10 protein-coding genes and 1 tRNA gene are annotated in these 15,741 nt (G+C 64.5%); 7 read left to right on the top strand and 4 right to left on the bottom strand.

Going from position 1 to position 15,741, the window contains the following annotated elements:
- Positions 1–87: 87 nt before the first annotated feature.
- Together AXK11_RS05795 and AXK11_RS05790 are read left to right on the top strand one after the other, a co-directional pair.
- The gene (locus AXK11_RS05795) at positions 88–1,539 is read left to right on the top strand and encodes a sugar ABC transporter ATP-binding protein (protein WP_068630225.1); all 1,452 of its coding nucleotides are present in this window, start codon (positions 88–90) and stop codon (positions 1,537–1,539) included.
- 104 nt (positions 1,540–1,643) lie between these two features.
- The gene (locus AXK11_RS05790) at positions 1,644–2,591 is read left to right on the top strand and encodes an ABC transporter permease (protein ID WP_068630224.1); all 948 of its coding nucleotides are present in this window, start codon (positions 1,644–1,646) and stop codon (positions 2,589–2,591) included.
- A gap of 191 nt (positions 2,592–2,782) precedes the next feature.
- On the opposite strand, the gene AXK11_RS05785 is transcribed toward AXK11_RS05790, so the two are convergent.
- Positions 2,783–4,918 carry an ATP-dependent DNA helicase gene (locus AXK11_RS05785; RefSeq protein ID WP_068630301.1) on the bottom strand — a complete coding sequence of 712 codons (2,136 nt, stop codon included), beginning with the start codon at positions 4,916–4,918 and terminating at the stop codon, positions 2,783–2,785.
- Between the two features lie 609 nt (positions 4,919–5,527).
- Between AXK11_RS05785 and AXK11_RS05780 the strand changes: the two genes are divergently transcribed.
- On the top strand, positions 5,528–7,672 hold the full coding sequence (locus AXK11_RS05780; protein WP_068630222.1) for a heavy metal translocating P-type ATPase: 2,145 nt from the start codon (positions 5,528–5,530) through the stop codon (positions 7,670–7,672).
- 112 nt (positions 7,673–7,784) lie between these two features.
- Here the strand turns inward: AXK11_RS05780 and AXK11_RS05775 are convergent, their stop codons facing one another.
- The gene (locus tag AXK11_RS05775) at positions 7,785–8,345 is read right to left on the bottom strand and encodes a L,D-transpeptidase (RefSeq protein WP_082780945.1); all 561 of its coding nucleotides are present in this window, start codon (positions 8,343–8,345) and stop codon (positions 7,785–7,787) included.
- Between AXK11_RS05775 and AXK11_RS05770 the strand changes: the two genes are divergently transcribed.
- On the top strand, positions 8,344–9,363 hold the full coding sequence (locus AXK11_RS05770; RefSeq protein WP_068630221.1) for an aspartate-semialdehyde dehydrogenase: 1,020 nt from the start codon (positions 8,344–8,346) through the stop codon (positions 9,361–9,363). The two genes, AXK11_RS05775 and AXK11_RS05770, sit on opposite strands and share 2 nt — an antisense overlap.
- 289 nt (positions 9,364–9,652) lie before the next feature.
- Here AXK11_RS05770 and AXK11_RS05765 read toward each other — a convergent pair.
- Positions 9,653–9,729, bottom strand: a tRNA-Val gene (locus AXK11_RS05765).
- A gap of 199 nt (positions 9,730–9,928) precedes the next feature.
- On the opposite strand from AXK11_RS05765, the gene trpA reads away from it, so the two are divergent.
- Positions 9,929–10,750, top strand: coding sequence for a tryptophan synthase subunit alpha (trpA, locus tag AXK11_RS05760; protein ID WP_068630219.1), 822 nt, complete (start codon positions 9,929–9,931; stop codon positions 10,748–10,750).
- A gap of 93 nt (positions 10,751–10,843) precedes the next feature.
- Positions 10,844–11,794: a tRNA (adenosine(37)-N6)-dimethylallyltransferase MiaA gene (gene miaA / locus AXK11_RS05755; RefSeq protein WP_082780944.1), complete on the top strand. Its 951-nt coding sequence runs from the start codon at positions 10,844–10,846 to the stop codon at positions 11,792–11,794.
- 377 nt (positions 11,795–12,171) lie between these two features.
- Here miaA and AXK11_RS05750 read toward each other — a convergent pair whose 3' ends face one another.
- Positions 12,172–13,701: a TolC family protein gene (locus tag AXK11_RS05750; protein WP_082780943.1), complete on the bottom strand. Its 1,530-nt coding sequence runs from the start codon at positions 13,699–13,701 to the stop codon at positions 12,172–12,174.
- Positions 13,702–14,090: 389 nt separating this feature from the next.
- On the opposite strand from AXK11_RS05750, the gene AXK11_RS05745 reads away from it, so the two are divergent.
- Positions 14,091–15,503 (top strand): MFS transporter, encoded by a 1,413-nt coding sequence (locus AXK11_RS05745; protein WP_197456819.1) that lies wholly within the window; start codon positions 14,091–14,093, stop codon positions 15,501–15,503.
- Positions 15,504–15,741 lie beyond the last annotated feature (238 nt).

Below are 15,741 nucleotides of genomic sequence, written 5' to 3'. Positions count from 1 at the left end.
TCTTCCCGTTTGCGCTGCTTGCCCGCACCAGCCCGGGCAAGTGGGCTCACGGCTCAAACTCACCACCTCAACCTCTCCCCAAAAAAAATGTCCTCACGACTACGGTTGGCGGGTATCGAAAAATCCTTTGGCGCGACCCGCGCGCTCGGCGGGGTATCGCTCGAAATCGCCCCGGGCGAGGTGCACGCGTTGATCGGCGAAAACGGCGCGGGCAAGAGCACGCTGATGAAGATCCTGAGCGGCGTCATCCAGCCCGATGCCGGGACGATGACCCTGGAGGGCCGCGCGTACAGGCCCGCCGATACGCTCGATGCGCGCAGGCACGGCGTGGCGATGATCTACCAGGAGCTCAGCCTCGCGCCGCATCTCAATGTTTGGGAAAACATCGGCCTGGGCGCGCTGCCGAGCCGTCTTGGCTGGGTGGATCGTCGCGCGGCTCGCCAGCGTGCACGCGGCGCACTCGCCCGCCTCGCGCACGAGCACCTCGACCTGGAGCGGCCTGTGGCGGAGTTTTCGATTGCCGAGCAGCAGATCATCGAGATCGCCCGGGCGCTGCTCTCCAACCCGCGCGTCCTCATCATGGATGAGCCCACGAGCAGCCTTACGCAGGCTGATACGCGCAAGCTCTTCGAGGTCATCGCCCAACTGCGCGCCGAGGGCGTGAGCATCATCTACATCAGCCACTTCCTCGAAGAAGTGCGCGAAGTCGCCCAGCGCTACACCGTCCTCAAGGACGGGCAAACCGTGGGCAGTGGCGATATGGCCGCCACGCCGCAGAGCGAGATCTTGCAGATGATGGTCGACCGCGACGTGTCCGACCTCTACCCGAAACGCCGCGCCACGCTCGGCGAAGCCCGCTTCACACTGGAGGGGGAGGGCGGCCCATTGACGGTGAGGGCGGGTGAGATCCTCGGCATCGCGGGGCTGATCGGCGCGGGCCGCACGGAGCTTTTGCGCGCAAACTTCGGCCTCGATCCCAGCGGGCAAGTTTCGGGAAAACCCACGCCGCGGAAACGCTGGCGCGAGCGCGTCGGCTTCCTGAGCGAAGACCGCAAGGAAGAGGGCCTCATGCTGGGCCTCTCGATTGCCGAAAACATCGGCCTGACCAAGTACCCGAAGCTGAGCCGGGTAGCGGGCTACCTGCCCCCGCGCCGCTTGTCGGTCATGGCCGAGCCGTGGTTGGGCACCTTGGGAATCAAGGCGCGCGTGTCCGAGCAAGCCGTCGGCGACCTCTCCGGTGGCAATCAGCAAAAAGTCGCTCTCGCCCGCCTGCTGGAGCACCCTGCCGAGGTGCTCCTCCTCGACGAGCCCACGCGCGGGATCGACGTCGGCAGCAAGGCGCAGCTTTACGAAGTGATCGCCGAGCTCGCGGCAAAGGAGGGCAAGGCCATCATCGTGATCAGCTCCTACCTGCCCGAGCTCTTCGGGCTCTGCGACCGGATCGCCGTCATGCACGGCGGCGCTGTCGTCGCGTGCAAGCCCACTGCCGAGTGGACGGAGCCCGACCTGATGCGCGCCGCACTCGGCGTCTCCGGCTGAGAGCACACACACGCTCAGCGCTCACTGCCTCTCGCTCACCCGGACTCGCACTTTCACCGCACGCGATTTTTCGCACCCTTTAAAATCCCCCCTCCACAAGAGCCATGAACAAAGTTTTAGCCAAGTTTGGCCCCTTCCTCGGCCTGCTCCTCGTCATCGTCTTGTTCTCCATCCCGGGCGAAGTGCGCGAATACTTCCTCTCCGTCCCCAACTTTAAAATCATCCTCACGCAGACGGTGATCGTCGCGCTCGCCGCACTGGGGATGACGCTGATCATCGTGAGCGGCGGCATCGACCTGAGCGCGGGCTCGGTCATCGCGCTGAGCAGCGTTATCGGTGCGCTCTGCCTGAAGGCGGGCTGGTCGGCCTGGCTGATGGTCCCCGCCGTGATTGCCTGCGGTGCCTTCCTCGGTGCGCTCAACGGGACGGCAATCGCCGGCCTGCGGATGACGCCCTTTATCATCACCCTGGGCATGATGGGAATCGCGCGTGGCGCCGGGAAGTGGATGGCGAACAACGAAACCGTGAACTACACGAACCCCGCGATTAACGGGTGGATGACCACGGCCGATCCCTTCGACTTCAGCATGCCGCCCGGTGCATGGGTGACGGTCGCACTGGCGATTGCCGTCGCCGTTTTCATGCAGCGCACCGTCTTTGGGCGGCAGATATTTGCGATAGGCTCCAACGAGGCGACGGCGCGGCTTTGCGGGGTAAACACCGTGCTGACCAAGGCGCTGATCTACACGCTGGCGGGCGCATTTTTTGGGCTGGCGGGCCTGATGCAGCTCGCGCGCCTGCGGCAGGGCGACCCCACAGTCGCGATTGGGCTGGAGCTCGACATCATCGCTGCGGTGATCATCGGCGGCGCGAGCTTGAGCGGCGGCTCCGGCAGCATCCTGGGGACGATGGTCGGCGCGCTGATCATGTCCGTCCTGCGCAACGGCTCACAACAGATGGGCTGGCCGACCTATTTTCAGGAAATCATGATCGGCGTTGTAATCATCGTCGCCGTCTTCCTCGACCGCCTCCGCGCCCAACGCCGCCCTTGAAGATCATCGAGGGAATTTCCCCACGGACGGACGGCCACGTGTGGGGCGCGCAAATTGGAATCCGCAGGCAGCGGCCACTCGCCGCCAATTGAAAGAAACCGCGGGGGGAGGGGAGCGTTGGGGGCGCCACCGCTCGCCTCGGATCCTCCACTTGCCCAACCCTTTTTGCGCAGCCTGAGGTATTCGGCGATCTAGCTGCCGATAGGGAAAATGCTGTCGCGGGTGGCGCGGGTCATGCGGGTGTGGGTGCGGGTGGGCAGGCTGTTCAGAAAAAGTTTGCCGTAGCTTTTCGCCAGGACGCGGGAGTCCAGGATCGTGATTATGCCGTGGTCGCTCGCGCTGCGGATGAGCCGGCCCACGCCTTGGCGAAATTTTACCAGCGCATCGGGTAGGGTGAGCTCGACGAAGGGTGTGCCGCCACGCTCGCGGATGTGTTCGCACTTGGCTTCGATGATCGGGTGCGTGGGCGGGTCAAAGGGCAGGCGCGTGAGGATCACTTGCGAGAGCGCGGCGCCGGGCACGTCGATCCCCGTCCAGAAGCTGTCGGTGCCGAAGAGTACGGCATCGCCCGCTGCCCGCATCTGCTCGGCCAGCTCGCTGCGCGACATGTCCTGGCCTTGCATCAAAAAGGGGCGCCCCGCTGCCGCGTAGATCGGCTCCAGGGCGGCGGCGACGGCGCGCATGTCGTGATAGCTGGTAAACAGGACGAGCGAGCCGCCGCTCACCCGTTCGGTGCAAAACCGCACGTAGTCGCTGAGCACTTCGATGGCGAGCCGCGCCTCCTGCGGCGAGGGCAGGGGCACATCGCTGGCGACGTACACGTGCATGCAGCGCGCGTAGTCGAAGGGCGATTCGACGACGACGCTGGGCGCATCCGCCTCGACCCCGACGCGCGCCGCGAAGCGCTCCATCTTCCCGCCAATCGCGAGCGTCGCGCTGGTGCATAGCACACTCGTGCCGCCGCTGAAAATCTGTTTGCGCAGCTCGGCTGCGACGTCGATTGGCGCGCTGCGCAGCGTGACGATGGTCTGCCGCCGCCCGCTGCGCTCGGCCCAGTACACATGCCCGGAGTCGCCGAGTGTGAGCCATTCGCTGAGGCTTTTTTGAATCGCGCGAATCCGGTTGGCTTGCTCCAGCAGCTCTTCGCGGTCGTGGCCTTCGTCGAGCTTGTCGGCGGTCTTCAAGGTGAGCCGGTGCAGCGCGCCGAGCGGGCCGTCGAGCAGCGGAGAAACGGTCTCCGGTTCGCGCACGCGGACGACCGCGCGCGCGGTCAAAAACTGCTGGTGCACCGACTCGAAAAACAGCCGGGCGGCCTCCAGCGCATCGAGCACGAGCTGCTTCGCCTCGGCGCCCGCCAGTTTGAGCAGGAGCCCGCGCTGGGTTTTCGGGCTATAGAGCGTAGAGAGCGCGCGGTTCACTCCGTAGCTGGAGAGCGCGAGGCCGAAGTTTTCCGTGGCGACCTCGGGGACGGTGTGCGCCTCGTCGAGGACGAGGAAGTCATCGGCATAGAGTACGCCGCGCGCGGTGCTGTCGGTGGTGCTCGCGTGGGCGCGGCCCGCGCCAGCGTTGAGCAGCGCGAAGAGCAGCGCGTGGTTCACGATGATGACTTGCGAGGAGCGCAGCCGCGCCTTGGCGCTCTGGTAGAAGCAGCGCGTGGGATCGCAGTTTTTGCGCGAGCAGGTGGCCGAGGCAGCGTTGACGGCTTCCCAGACTTCAGGGCGTGGGGGCGGTTGTAGTTCATGGCGCAGCCCGTCGGTACTGGTCTTGGCCCACTCGGCGATGCGTTGGAGCTCCTCGTATTCGCTGTCGGCAAACAGCGAAGCTCGATCAGCGAGGGCCCGCGCCAGCCGCGTGGTGCACAGGTAGTTTGCCTTACCCAGGAGCACGCTGGCCTTGAATTCCGCGTAGGGCGCGAGCTCGGGCACGGCCTCAAAGAGGCGGCGGCACAGCGGCAGGTCTTTTTTTTGCAACTGCTCTTGTAGGGCGATCGTGTGCGTGGAGACGATCAACTGGCGCGATTGATCCACCGCGTGGATGATCCCGGGCAGCAGGTAGGCGAGCGACTTGCCGACGCCCGTCCCCGCCTCAAAGAGCAGCGGCTCGTCGCCCTCAAACGCGGCTGCGGCTGCACGCGCCATCTGCTCCTGCTCAGGGCGGTGCTCAAGCGAGAGTGTCTCTTGCAGCCAACCGCCCTCGGCGAAGAGCTGTGCGGTAAACGCCTGCGCGTGATTGGGCAGCGGCGGTGTGGCAAACGATGCGAAGTGCTCCGCTTCTTCCGGTGAGGGCGGGGGCGGGCCAAAGTCGGAGTCGTCGCGCAGTCCAATCATGAAACCGCTGAGGCAAACCGAGGCTGCCGCCGCCATGCAACGAAAGAGTCGAGGACGCGCGGCCAGGCGGGAGGGCGAGCCGCGCGCATAATAAACGAGTCGAAGACTCCCCTGCGCGGGCGGCGGGGTCGCAGACCCTCTTATTTTGCGAGCCGCCCGTTGGCGGCTCGTGTGTCCCCTGCCATTCAACTGTGCCGTTTGTCTGTTGGGTGCTCCGGCCAACAGACAAACGGCACAGTTGGAAACACCCGATCTCCGGTTGCGGTCGTTGACCGACTTATCTGACGAGGCCCTCACTGGGCCTCGTCCGGTGCTGCACATTTATCCGTTAATCAAAAAAATCCGCCCCAATGGGTTTACGCCCCCAGTCGCGTTTGATGCCTCATTCCCTGTCGCAACGCGACAGGGGGGAGTTCATGTAAATTTGCGATTTTGCTTGAGCGCGTAGCGCACGGGCAAAATCGCAAATTCAATGGCACGTGGCGCCACGCCACCGCTGCCCGCGTAGGGCCGCCCTCCAGCCTCACCGCGCGTAGTGATATTTTGGCGCGGTGCGAAAGTTGCCTTCTGCCTCGAAACACGCACATCCACTTCGGCGCACCGGAAACCATGCCCGATACCTTCTCGCACACCCATCCGCAGTCTCACGCTCACGAGCACTCCGCCGCGCACAGGCATTCAGGTGCGCACTCCGCCTCGCCCTCCGCCCCCTCCCACGCGGGGCACGCGCATGCGCACGGCTCCGAGTGGCGCGTGCTTACGGCGCTCGCGGCGGCTTGCGGCGGCTTCGGGCTGCTGGGCTTTGCAGCGCAGCTCGCGCTACCCGATCTGCCTTGGTTGAGCCATGCGCTGTATTTGTGCGCCATCGGTGCGGGTGCATGGGATGCCGCCAAAGACTCTTGGGAAAACATCCGCGCGCGCCGCCACATCGACATCCACTTCCTGATGCTCGTCGTCGCGCTCGGCGCGATAGTCATCGGCGCGTGGGGCGAGGCCGTGCTCCTGCTGTTTCTTTTTTCCACCTCGGGCGCGATGGAGAGCTACGCGCTCGACCGCACCCAGTCCGAGATTAGCGCACTCTTCAAAGCCGCCCCCAAGCAAGCGCTGCGGCTCGATGCCGCGGGCCACGAGACGGAAGTCCCTGTCGATGCATTGCGCGTGGGCGACCGCGTCCGCGTAAAGCCGGGCGCGGTTTTCCCTGCCGATGGCGAGGTCGTCGCGGGCACCAGCTCCAGCGACGAATCAATGCTCACGGGCGAGGCCCTACCGGTCGATAAGGCGCGCGGCGACCGCGTGTTTAGCGGCACGCTCAACCTCTGGGGCGCGGTAGACTTCGCCGTAACCAGGCTCCCTAGCGAGAGCACCCTGCAAAAAGTCATCAGGCTGATCCAGACTGCCCAAAAACTGCGCGCGCCCAGCGAGCGCTTCACCGACAAGTTTGGGCCCGGCTACACCTACGCGGTCATCGCGGCTTCGGCGCTACTGTTCCTCGTGCTCTGGCTCGGCTTCGGCGTGCCCGCGTTTACCAACACCGGGGAGCTCCGCTCGGCCTTTTATCGGGCGATGACGCTGCTCGTCGTCGCCAGTCCCTGCGCTCTCGTGCTCTCGATCCCCTCGGCGATTTTGGCCGCGATTGCGTGGGGGGCGCGCCACGGCGTGCTCTTCCGCGGAGGCGCAGCGATCGAGCGCTTGGCGACGATTACGGCAGTCGCGTTTGACAAGACGGGCACGCTCACCACCGGCGAGCTCGCGGTCGTCCGCAGCGAGAGTTTTCCTGTAGGGCGCGAGCGCGAAGTCCTGGAGCTGGCCTATGCGCTGGAGGCCAATTCGCAGCACCCGATTGCCCGCGCCATTGTCCGCCATGCCAAGTCGCAGGAACTGCCGCTGCGCGCGGTCGAAGCCTTCGAGTCGCTCACGGGCCAAGGGCTGCGCGCTACGCTCGTGTCGCCGGCGGAGGCTGCACCCGACTCGCCGCAATCGCCGCGCCGGCAGATCAGTCTTGGCCGTCGCGAGTTGATCGACGACGCCAGCGACGCGCTCGCCCGGTGGGCGCAGCAACTGCCGCCGACCGAAGCCGACCTCAGCGAAGTCTGGCTGCGCACCGAAGACGGGCTGCTCGGGCGCATCCTCCTGCGCGATCAAGTCCGCGAAGAGTCGCGCCCCGTCTTGCAGGCACTGCGCCGCCGCGGGCTCAAGACGATTATCCTGACGGGCGACCGCCGCCCTGCGGCCGAAAGCGTGGCCCGCAAACTCGGGCTCAGCGAAGTCCGCGCGGGCCTCACCCCGGAGCAAAAAGTCGCCGCCGTGCAGGCACTGCGTGAGGAGGGCCACCAAATCGCGATGCTGGGCGATGGCGTAAACGATGCGCCGAGCCTGGCTGCTGCCGATGTCGGCGTGGCGATGGGCGCACGCGGTAGCGACGCCGCGCTTGAGCAAGCCGAGCTCGTCCTCATGCACGACCGGATAGAAAACTTCCTCGCTGCACTAAAGCTCAGCCAGCGCGCCGTGGGCGTGATCCGCCAAAACCTCATCATCTCGCTGGGCGTCGCTGGCGCCATGGTGCTGGCCACGCTCTACGGCGTCGTGCCGCTGTGGCTCGGTGTCGCCGCACACGAAGGCAGCACCTTCCTCGTCGTCGCCAATTCACTGCGCCTTCTCTTCGGGCGAAACCACCAGGAACAACGCATCCCGCTCTTCTGCGAACTGTACAAAGAAGGGCGTATCTCCGCATCCCCCCGCCCCCGTGCTGTGTAGAGATTTTTATCAGGCGTATCCTTGCACCGAGTATATGTAGGAGGAGCGAAGGATTTTTCTCTTTGATGTTTCTGTTTGCAGCTCAGCGAGGAGCAGGGGCACAGCCCTTCTTTTAATCGCGAATGAGGACGAGGTCGCCTGTGCGGACTTCTTCGTAGAGTTCGATGATGTCGAGGTTGCGCATGAGGATGCAGCCTGCGCTCAACGGCTCGCCGATGCGCGCTTCGTGGTTGGTGCCGTGGATGTAGATGTAGCGCGCGCGTGTGTCGCAGTCACCGCTGCGGTTTACACCTTCCTCCAGGCCGCCGAGCCACAGAATCCGTGAGGTGATGAGGTTGCGCCCTTCCTGCTCGCTGTCGGGCAGTTCGCTAAAGTGCTGCCCCGTCGCTACGCGCCCTTTGAAGACCATGCCGCAGGGCTGCCCGCCGCCGATCCGCTCCACGATCTGGTGCAGCCCGCGCGGCGTCCCCAGCGAGCCGCGCAGATTGGAGGGCGGGCGGCGCGAAGTGGAGATCAGGTAGCTTTTCACCAGCTCGGCGTTGCGGAAAAACTGCAAGGTGCCGCTCCCGATGCTGACAATCAAAACGCGCGGCGTGGGTTTGACGCCTGATGCGGCGCAGGCTTGTGTGAGTGCCTCCCAAGTTTTTTTACCGCTCCCTCCTTTATTTTTCATGGCAACATCATCCTTCACAGTGGGCATCGTCGGGGCGACCGGCGCGGTCGGTCAAGAGCTGCTCCGACTCCTCCTGGAGCGCGAGTTTCCGTGTGCGCGTGTGCGGCTTTTCGCCTCGGCGCGCTCGGCCGGAAAACGGATCGAGCGGGGCGGGCAGGTGTTCACCGTCGAGGAGGCGCGGCCCGGAGTGTTTGCGGGGGTAGACCTTGCGTTTTTCGCGGCGGGCGGCTCGGTCACGCGCGCGCTGGCTCCGGATGCGGTGGCGGCGGGCTGCGTGGTGATCGACAAAAGCTCGGCACTGCGGATGGAGCCCGATGTGCCTCTGGTCATTCCCGAGATCAACCCCGAGGGGCTGCGCCAGCATAAGGGCATCATCGCCAATCCCAACTGCTCGACCGCTGTGATGCTCATGGGCCTGTGGCCGCTGCACCAAGCTTTCGGGCTCAAGCGCGCTATCGTCGCCACCTACCAATCGGTCTCCGGCACGGGGGCCGAGGCGGTACGCGAGCTCGACGCGCAAGTGCAAGCCTACGCCGCGGGACGCTCAATCGAAAGCAAGGTCTACCCGCACCAGATCGCATTTAATTGCCTGCCGCACATCGACAGTTTCGGGCCCGACGGCTACACGGGTGAGGAGACCAAGATGGCGCAGGAGACGCGCAAAATCATGGGCCTGCCCGCGCTGAAGCTCTCGGCCACGACGGTGCGCGTGCCCGTTGTCCGCGCGCACTCGGTCGCGGTGAGTGCCGAGTTTGAGCGACCTGTCGATCTGGACGTCGCGCGCCGCGCGATTGCCGCTTTTGAGGGCGCGGAGCTCGTGGACGATCCGGCCAATAATGGCTACCCGACTCCGCTCGCCTTTGCCGAAAAAGTGAAGTGCGGGGTAGGTCGCTTGCGCCGCGACACCGCTTTTGATAACGGGCTCTCCTTTTGGGTGAGCGGCGACAATCTCTGGCGCGGCGCCGCGCTTAACGCCCTGATGAATGCCGAACTCATGGTTCGCCAAGGAGGTCTGTGACCTCCGCCATTCACGCTCGCGCGACAGAATGATGCACGCGGTGTGTTCTACCCTGCTAGCGCAGGGGCCAACGAATACCGCCCTTGTAAACTCCGATGGTAAACCCGTTTGGGAGGTTACGTCTCAGGTGAGCCGAGGTCTTCGCATCCCGCCCAAGCTTGCCCTGATTCTGTGAGAGTTTTGTACGACTTTCTGTAAGCGTCCTGTAACAGGAAATGACAGGAAAACCGCATGAAGCCACTCATTTCTACAACCGACTCCCTATGATCCCTCCTCTGTAGCCTCGTGCTGGTGGACGCCAAGGGACTCGAACCCCTGACCCCCTCGGTGTAAACGAGATGCTCTAACCAACTGAGCTAGGCGTCCCCAAGCACAAGAGAAGCCGCAGAGGTAAGTTGCGTGTGCGCTCTACTGTCAAGGCACCGAAGGTTCTTTTCTACTGAGTGTGGAGCATCTGGCTGCCCGACTTGCATGCGCGACTTCCGCAGGAGCTGTCAAAAAAGCGGGTCTGGTGACGCAGCGGCTCCTTGCGTATGGGCGTGGATTGGGCAGAGACGGGAGTGTTATGCCGCCGCCTGCTTCTCCTTCACGTATCGCCGCCGCCTTTTCCCGTGCCCGCGCCGAGGGGCGCTCCGCCTTCGTCGCCTACCTTTGCGCGGGCGATCCCGACCTGGAAACCTCGGTCGCGGCTTGCCGGACGGTGATCGAAAACGGCGTCGATGTGCTGGAGCTCGGCGTGCCTTTCTCCGATCCGGTGGCCGATGGGGTGACGAATCAGCTCGCCGCGCAGCGCGCGTTGACGGCAGGCATAGGCCGCGCGCAAGTCCTGGAGCTCGTGCGCCGCATCCGCGCGTTCAGCGAGGTGCCGATCGTTTTTTACACCTACTTCAACCTCGTCTTCACAGGCGGCATAGAGAACTACGTGAGCGAGGCGCGCGCGGCGGGTGTCGATGGATTGCTGACGCTTGACTTGCCGCCCGAAGAAGCGGGGGAGCTCTGCGCGGCCTGCGCCAAACACGGCATGGAGACGGTCTTCATCGTGGCGCCTACGACTCCCGAAGAGCGGATCAGGCGAATCGCCGCGAGTGCGACGGGGTTTATTTACTACGTTTCGCGCGAGGGCGTTACGGGCGTGCGCGATTCGCTCGTGGCCGGGCTGGGCGAGGCGGTCGCGCAAATAAAGGCGCACACGGCACTGCCCGTCGTGGTGGGCTTCGGCATCTCGACTCGCGAGCATGTGCGCCAGGTCGCGGCCATCGCCGATGGCGTCGTAGTCGGCAGCCTGCTGGTCAACGTGATTGCCCAAAACCTGGGCTCGGAGGAGGCGATTTGCGCGGCCCTGCGCGCGCAGATGCGCGAGCTCACACCGGGGCTTGCCCGTGCTTAAGTCTCCCCAATTCGCCCCGCACGAACGTGGCCCAACGCTGCGACTGCGCCCGTGAGTGAGTGTCACACAGCCCGCGCCGAAAGCTTGGCGGATATGCCGAGCCCAAATGGCTCTGGTGGTTCCGACGGTTTTCCCGCGAGCGCAGAGGCTGCAACGCATCGCGCCTCGCGGGCTCGGCTCCACATCCTCACGGGCTGTACGGCGGTCGGGAAAACGGAGCACGCGCTGCGCTGGGCCGAGGCACACGGCGCGGAAATCATCTCCTGCGATTCGCTGCTCTTCTATCGCGGAATGGACATCGGTACGGCCAAGCCCACCCGCGAAGAGCGTGCACGTGTGCCGCACCACCTGGTCGATATTTGTGAGCCGGGCGAGCCGATGGATATCGCCCGCTACTGCGAGCTCGCGCGCGGCGTAGTCGAAGAGCTGAGCTCGCGCGGCGTGCCGATCCTCGTGACAGGCGGCAGCGGGTTTTACCTCAAATCATTTTTTGCTCCGGTAGTGGATGCGGTCTCCGTGTCTGCAGAAATCCGCGCGCGTGTAGCCGCGCTTCCGCCCGAGCGTGCGCTCGCCGAGTTGTGCGCATTGAATCCCGACGATGCTGACCTGGATGGGCTTGATGTGAGCAATCCGCGCCGGGTTGCGCGCGCGCTTGAGCGTTGTCTGGCAAGCGGGAGATCGGTAGCCGAGCTGCGGAGCGACTTTGCCACGCAGCCCGCGCCCTTTGCGGACTACGAGCTGCGCATCACCGAGCTGGTGCGCGCGCCTGAGGACTTGGCAAGGCGGATCCGTGAGCGAGTGTCGGCGATGCTCGCAGCGGGCCTGCTTGATGAAGTGGAGCAGCTCCTAAAGCGCGGTCTGCGCGAAAACCCGAGTGCAGCAGCGGCGATTGGCTATCGCGAGTCAATCGCCGTCCTCGAAGGCCGCGCACCACTTGCGGGCCTTGCCGAAGCGATTGAACGCAGCACCCGCGCCCTCGCGAAAAAGCAGCGTACCTGGTTTCGCACCCAACTCCCGCCGCACGAGCAGGTGGAAGTCGTCTGAGACTGCCACTGCACGTGGCGCGTGGGAGGAGGTGTCCCTGCGCGGGCAGCGGTGGCGGGACGCCACGTGCCATTCAATTTGGGAATCGGCTCCGTCGCGCAGCGACGGGACCGATTCCCAAATTTAACGGAACTTCCCCCAGTCGCGTTGCGAGGGTCGCAGACCCTTTTATTGGACGAGCCGCTTGTTGGCGACTCGTCAAGGTGCCTCAGCCCGTGCGCGAATAAGACGGGAAACCCGTTGAGGCAGATTTCGTTGGGTTAACGGGAAAATGCTGTTCTGGCGCAGCGGCCCGGTCTGCGACCGCGACGCCGCGCTCAATAAAACGGTCGAAGACCGCGCCCTACGCGCAGTGGGAAAATGCCCCCTGTGTGCGGTTAGTTCGCGGGCAGCTCGATGTTGTAGAGTGCGAGCGAGGTGCCGTCGATCCGGTTGAGCTCGGCCATGGCGGTGCGCAGGTTGACTTGCGACTGGAGTTCGGCGACGCGTGCGGTTTCGAGGTCGTCTTGCGCCTCAAGGACGCGGCGGCTGGTGGAGAGCCCTGCGTCGAAGCGGGCACGCTCAAGCTCGTATTGGCGGGCGCTGAGCTCGGTGGCTTTGCGAGAGATGGTGACGGTTTCCAGGTTGGTCTCGACGGCGCGCACGGCGCTGCGGACTTCGAGGGCGAGGTTTTGCTCGATCTGGCGCAGGCGGGTTTCTTCGCGGCGCAGATTATTAAGTGCGGTGTTGTAGCGGGCTTTCTCCGCGCGCAGTCCCCAGGGCATGCGCAGCGCGAGGTCGATCTGCCAGGTGTAGCCGTCGCCATCGGGCAGGCGGTTGTAGGTGCGGCCGAGCGTGCTGTCGCGGGTGTTGTAGCCGCCAGCGACGTTGAGGTCGAGCGAGGGCAAGCGGTTGCGGCGGGCGGTGGCGAGGTCGAGCTGGAGCTGTTTGATCTGCTCGGCAGCGGAGCGGTACTCGGGCTGCTGCTTGCGCGCGAGGGCGTAGGAGAGCTCGAAGTCGGGGCTAAATGTGGCGGTGGGTGGCAGGGCGACGGTGCCGAGTGCCTGGTCAAACTCGAACTGGCCGATGAGGTTGAGGAGCCGGTCTTCGGCGTCGCGCACGCTTTGCTGGGCGACGAGGACGCTGCGGCGGGCGTTCTCGACGCCGACCTCTGCCTGGAGGACATCGAGGTCGGTGACGACTCCGGTGCGCAGGCGAGTGGTGTTTTCGTCGTAGAGGCGCTGGGCGAGGTCGAGGCTTTGGGTGCGAACTTTCAGGCTCTCGCGCGCGTAGACGAGGGCGTAGTAGGCGGCCTCGGTGTCGCGCACGACCTGGAGGACGCGCGAGGTGGTGTTGAGGCTGGCGATTTCCAGGCCGATCTCGGCGCGGCGGATCGGGGCGAGGTTTACACGCGTGCCCGCGCCGCGTAGCAGTGGCTGGGAGACGCTGAGCGAGAGGTCGGCGTTGTAGGCGGGGTTGAGCAGCGCGAAGTTATTGTTCGTGCCGCGCCGGTTGAGGCTCTGGGTCAGCGAGAGCGTCGCGCCGGTGGCGACTTTTTGGGTGACGCCCGCGCGTGCGCTAAAGGTGTCGTTGCGCGTGCCTACGAGGCTGGTGTCGGGGTTGTCGGATTGGTTGACCGACTTGCCCGTGGTGAGAGTGAGGGCCGGATCGTAATCGGCGCGCGCGATGGTGAGGGCTTCGCGGGAGTTGGCCGCATCGAAACGCTGAATCGCCAGGCCGAAGTTTTTTTGGAGCGCGCGATCAATGCAGGCCTGGAGCGAGAGCGGCTCGGAGGCGGCACCCGCTTGGGTGGTGGTCGCTGCGGCGGCCGCTTGGGCGAGGGCCTTGTGGGGAAGCGCGAGCGTGAGTGAGAGAGCAAGTGCACAGAGACTGGGGAGCTGTGCCAAGGGGCGGTATCGGCGATGCATAGGACGCGGCAAAGACGTACCAGGCACGTGGCAGTTTCAGCCGATTTGGCCGTGGAAAACCTTTGGCGCGGCGAGGCTTGGGGCGCGTTTGGCGCGCGTTGGATGGGCGAGCTTGGGGCGGTTTCGAGGGAGGGAAGGTATGGCACTCGGAGTAGCTTAACTATTGTTCTGGTAGTAGGTTATACTACTTATATCTCGCCAGATATTTTGCGTTGGAGTGTAGAGACCGCGTGACTTTGTGGGGCGAGTGGGCATTAGCGGCGGTGCTTTTAAAGCCCCACATGAATACCCCCGATCTGAGAGATGGCTCAGAAATAGTGCCCCCTGCGGCGGCGAGTGAACCATGCGCGGTGACGCGTGCAGCGAGCGCTGCCGCCCCACGCTCGCGAGTGCCTACGCTCCTGCGCAAAAACCTGCGCTACGGCGTGCTCGACGGAGTCGCTGCGATGCCAATCGGCCAACTCGGCGCGCCGGGTAATGTGGTGCTCGCGGCCTTGCTGTGTGAGATGTTTCACATGTCGCCCGCCAATTACGGGCTGATCGTATCGCTCCCGTTTTGGTTCAACTTTTTGCAAGTGCTGATCACGCCGAGGCTCTCCCAAAAAATGGATGCCAGGCGGCTGTGCCTGAGCAGCGCATGGGTTCATTTTGGCGCGTGGGTGCTGCTCACTGCTTCGCTACCTTTTATCCCGCGCGAGGAGACGCCGCTCACGCTCACCATTTTTATCATCGGCTTCAGCGTCACGGCCTGCACTCAGGCGATCAACGGCGTCACATGGAACGGCTGGATGCAGGACGTCGTCCCGCAGCGCGTGCGCGGCAAGTATTTCGGCACGCGCAACCAGCTCCTCTACATCTCGGTAATCGTATTCCTGCTTTCGGTTTCGGGGCTCACCGCCCTGCTAAAAGACTCCATCCTGGCGTACCTCGTCCTCTTCGGCGGGGCACTTGTCCTGCGCGTTTTTTCGATCTTCGCCTTGCAGCGCATGATTACGCCCACTGCCCCGCCGGGCGCGCCGCAAGCGACCGCAGCGCGACTCCCGACACGCGACCAATTGCGGATCATCTGGGCCGAGCGCGACCTCATGCGCTTCATCGCGGGGGCGGCCCTGTTTGGTTTTAGCATCAATCTGTTTGGCCCTTTCGTCCCCGTTTTCATGTACGAGGAGCTGGGGGTGAGCGTGTCTCGGGCAAACTGGATCCTGCTCTTTGCGCCGATAGGCTCGGCGGTCGTTTTTCCCGCGTGGGGGCGCTTGCTGGATCGCTACGGAAACGTGCCCGTGATGATCATTTCCCTCATCCTCTGGCAGCTCGTGGCGCTGATCTGGTGCGTGGTGGATACCGATAAACTGTGGTTGCTCTACGTGGTTTCGGCCTTTGGCGGAATGTTCGGCGCAGGCTACCTCGTCGGCACCTTCGCGCTCATGCTCAAGCTCACTCCGGCCAGTGCGCGCGCAATCGGGGTGGCGCTTTTCACCTCGCTGACCTCTCTCGCCGCCGCACTCGGCCCGCCGCTGGGAGGCCGGATCATCACTTGGGCAAAAGCGCAGGGCCTTGAGTCGCTGACCATTTATCACACCGCCTACGCGTTTGCGCCGCTGATGACGATCTTTGCCTGCCTGATCTTGCGCAAAGTGCGCGAAAACCGGGCCGCATCCATCACCGAAGTCGTCGGCGCCATACGCAACGTGCGCACTGCCGCCGCCCTCCTCGGCCTGTCGTTTTTTATCAACCTCGTCTTCTACCGCAAAACCGGCAAACGCCGCCCGGGACAGCCCCGCCTCACGCGCTTGTTCCGCTAGCCGGAAAAGGCGGTTGCCCAATGCTCCACTCCGCGTGGGGCGGTGGCGTGTCGCCACTTCCATTGAATTTGCGATTTTGCCCGTGCGCTGCGCGCCCGAACAAAATCGCAAATTTAACGGGACATCCTCCCTGTCGTTTCACGACAGGGGAAGGAGCCTGAATCGCGGATGGAGCGAGTACCCATTTGGGCAAGATGAAACGATTTGCCGGTAAATCACCGACTCAAGATCGGGACAT

It is taken from the genome of Cephaloticoccus primus, assembly GCF_001580015.1.
GTDB classification, from domain to species: domain Bacteria; phylum Verrucomicrobiota; class Verrucomicrobiia; order Opitutales; family Opitutaceae; genus Cephaloticoccus; species Cephaloticoccus primus.
This window is presented reverse-complemented; position numbering and strand designations above follow the sequence as displayed.

What these genes read in the sequence shown, in the direction of transcription:
- AXK11_RS05795 (WP_068630225.1), top strand. Translation starts at nt 88, where the DNA reads ATGTCCTCACGACTACGGTTGGCGGGTATCGAAAAATCCTTTGGCGCG.
- AXK11_RS05790 (WP_068630224.1), top strand. Translation starts at nt 1,644, where the DNA reads ATGAACAAAGTTTTAGCCAAGTTTGGCCCCTTCCTCGGCCTGCTCCTC.
- AXK11_RS05785 (WP_068630301.1), bottom strand. Translation starts at nt 4,918, where the DNA reads ATGATTGGACTGCGCGACGACTCCGACTTTGGCCCGCCCCCGCCCTCA.
- AXK11_RS05780 (WP_068630222.1), top strand. Translation starts at nt 5,528, where the DNA reads ATGCCCGATACCTTCTCGCACACCCATCCGCAGTCTCACGCTCACGAG.
- AXK11_RS05770 (WP_068630221.1), top strand. Translation starts at nt 8,344, where the DNA reads ATGGCAACATCATCCTTCACAGTGGGCATCGTCGGGGCGACCGGCGCG.
- AXK11_RS05775 (WP_082780945.1), bottom strand. Translation starts at nt 8,345, where the DNA reads ATGAAAAATAAAGGAGGGAGCGGTAAAAAAACTTGGGAGGCACTCACA.
- trpA (WP_068630219.1), top strand. Translation starts at nt 9,929, where the DNA reads ATGCCGCCGCCTGCTTCTCCTTCACGTATCGCCGCCGCCTTTTCCCGT.
- miaA (WP_082780944.1), top strand. Translation starts at nt 10,844, where the DNA reads ATGCCGAGCCCAAATGGCTCTGGTGGTTCCGACGGTTTTCCCGCGAGC.
- AXK11_RS05750 (WP_082780943.1), bottom strand. Translation starts at nt 13,701, where the DNA reads ATGCATCGCCGATACCGCCCCTTGGCACAGCTCCCCAGTCTCTGTGCA.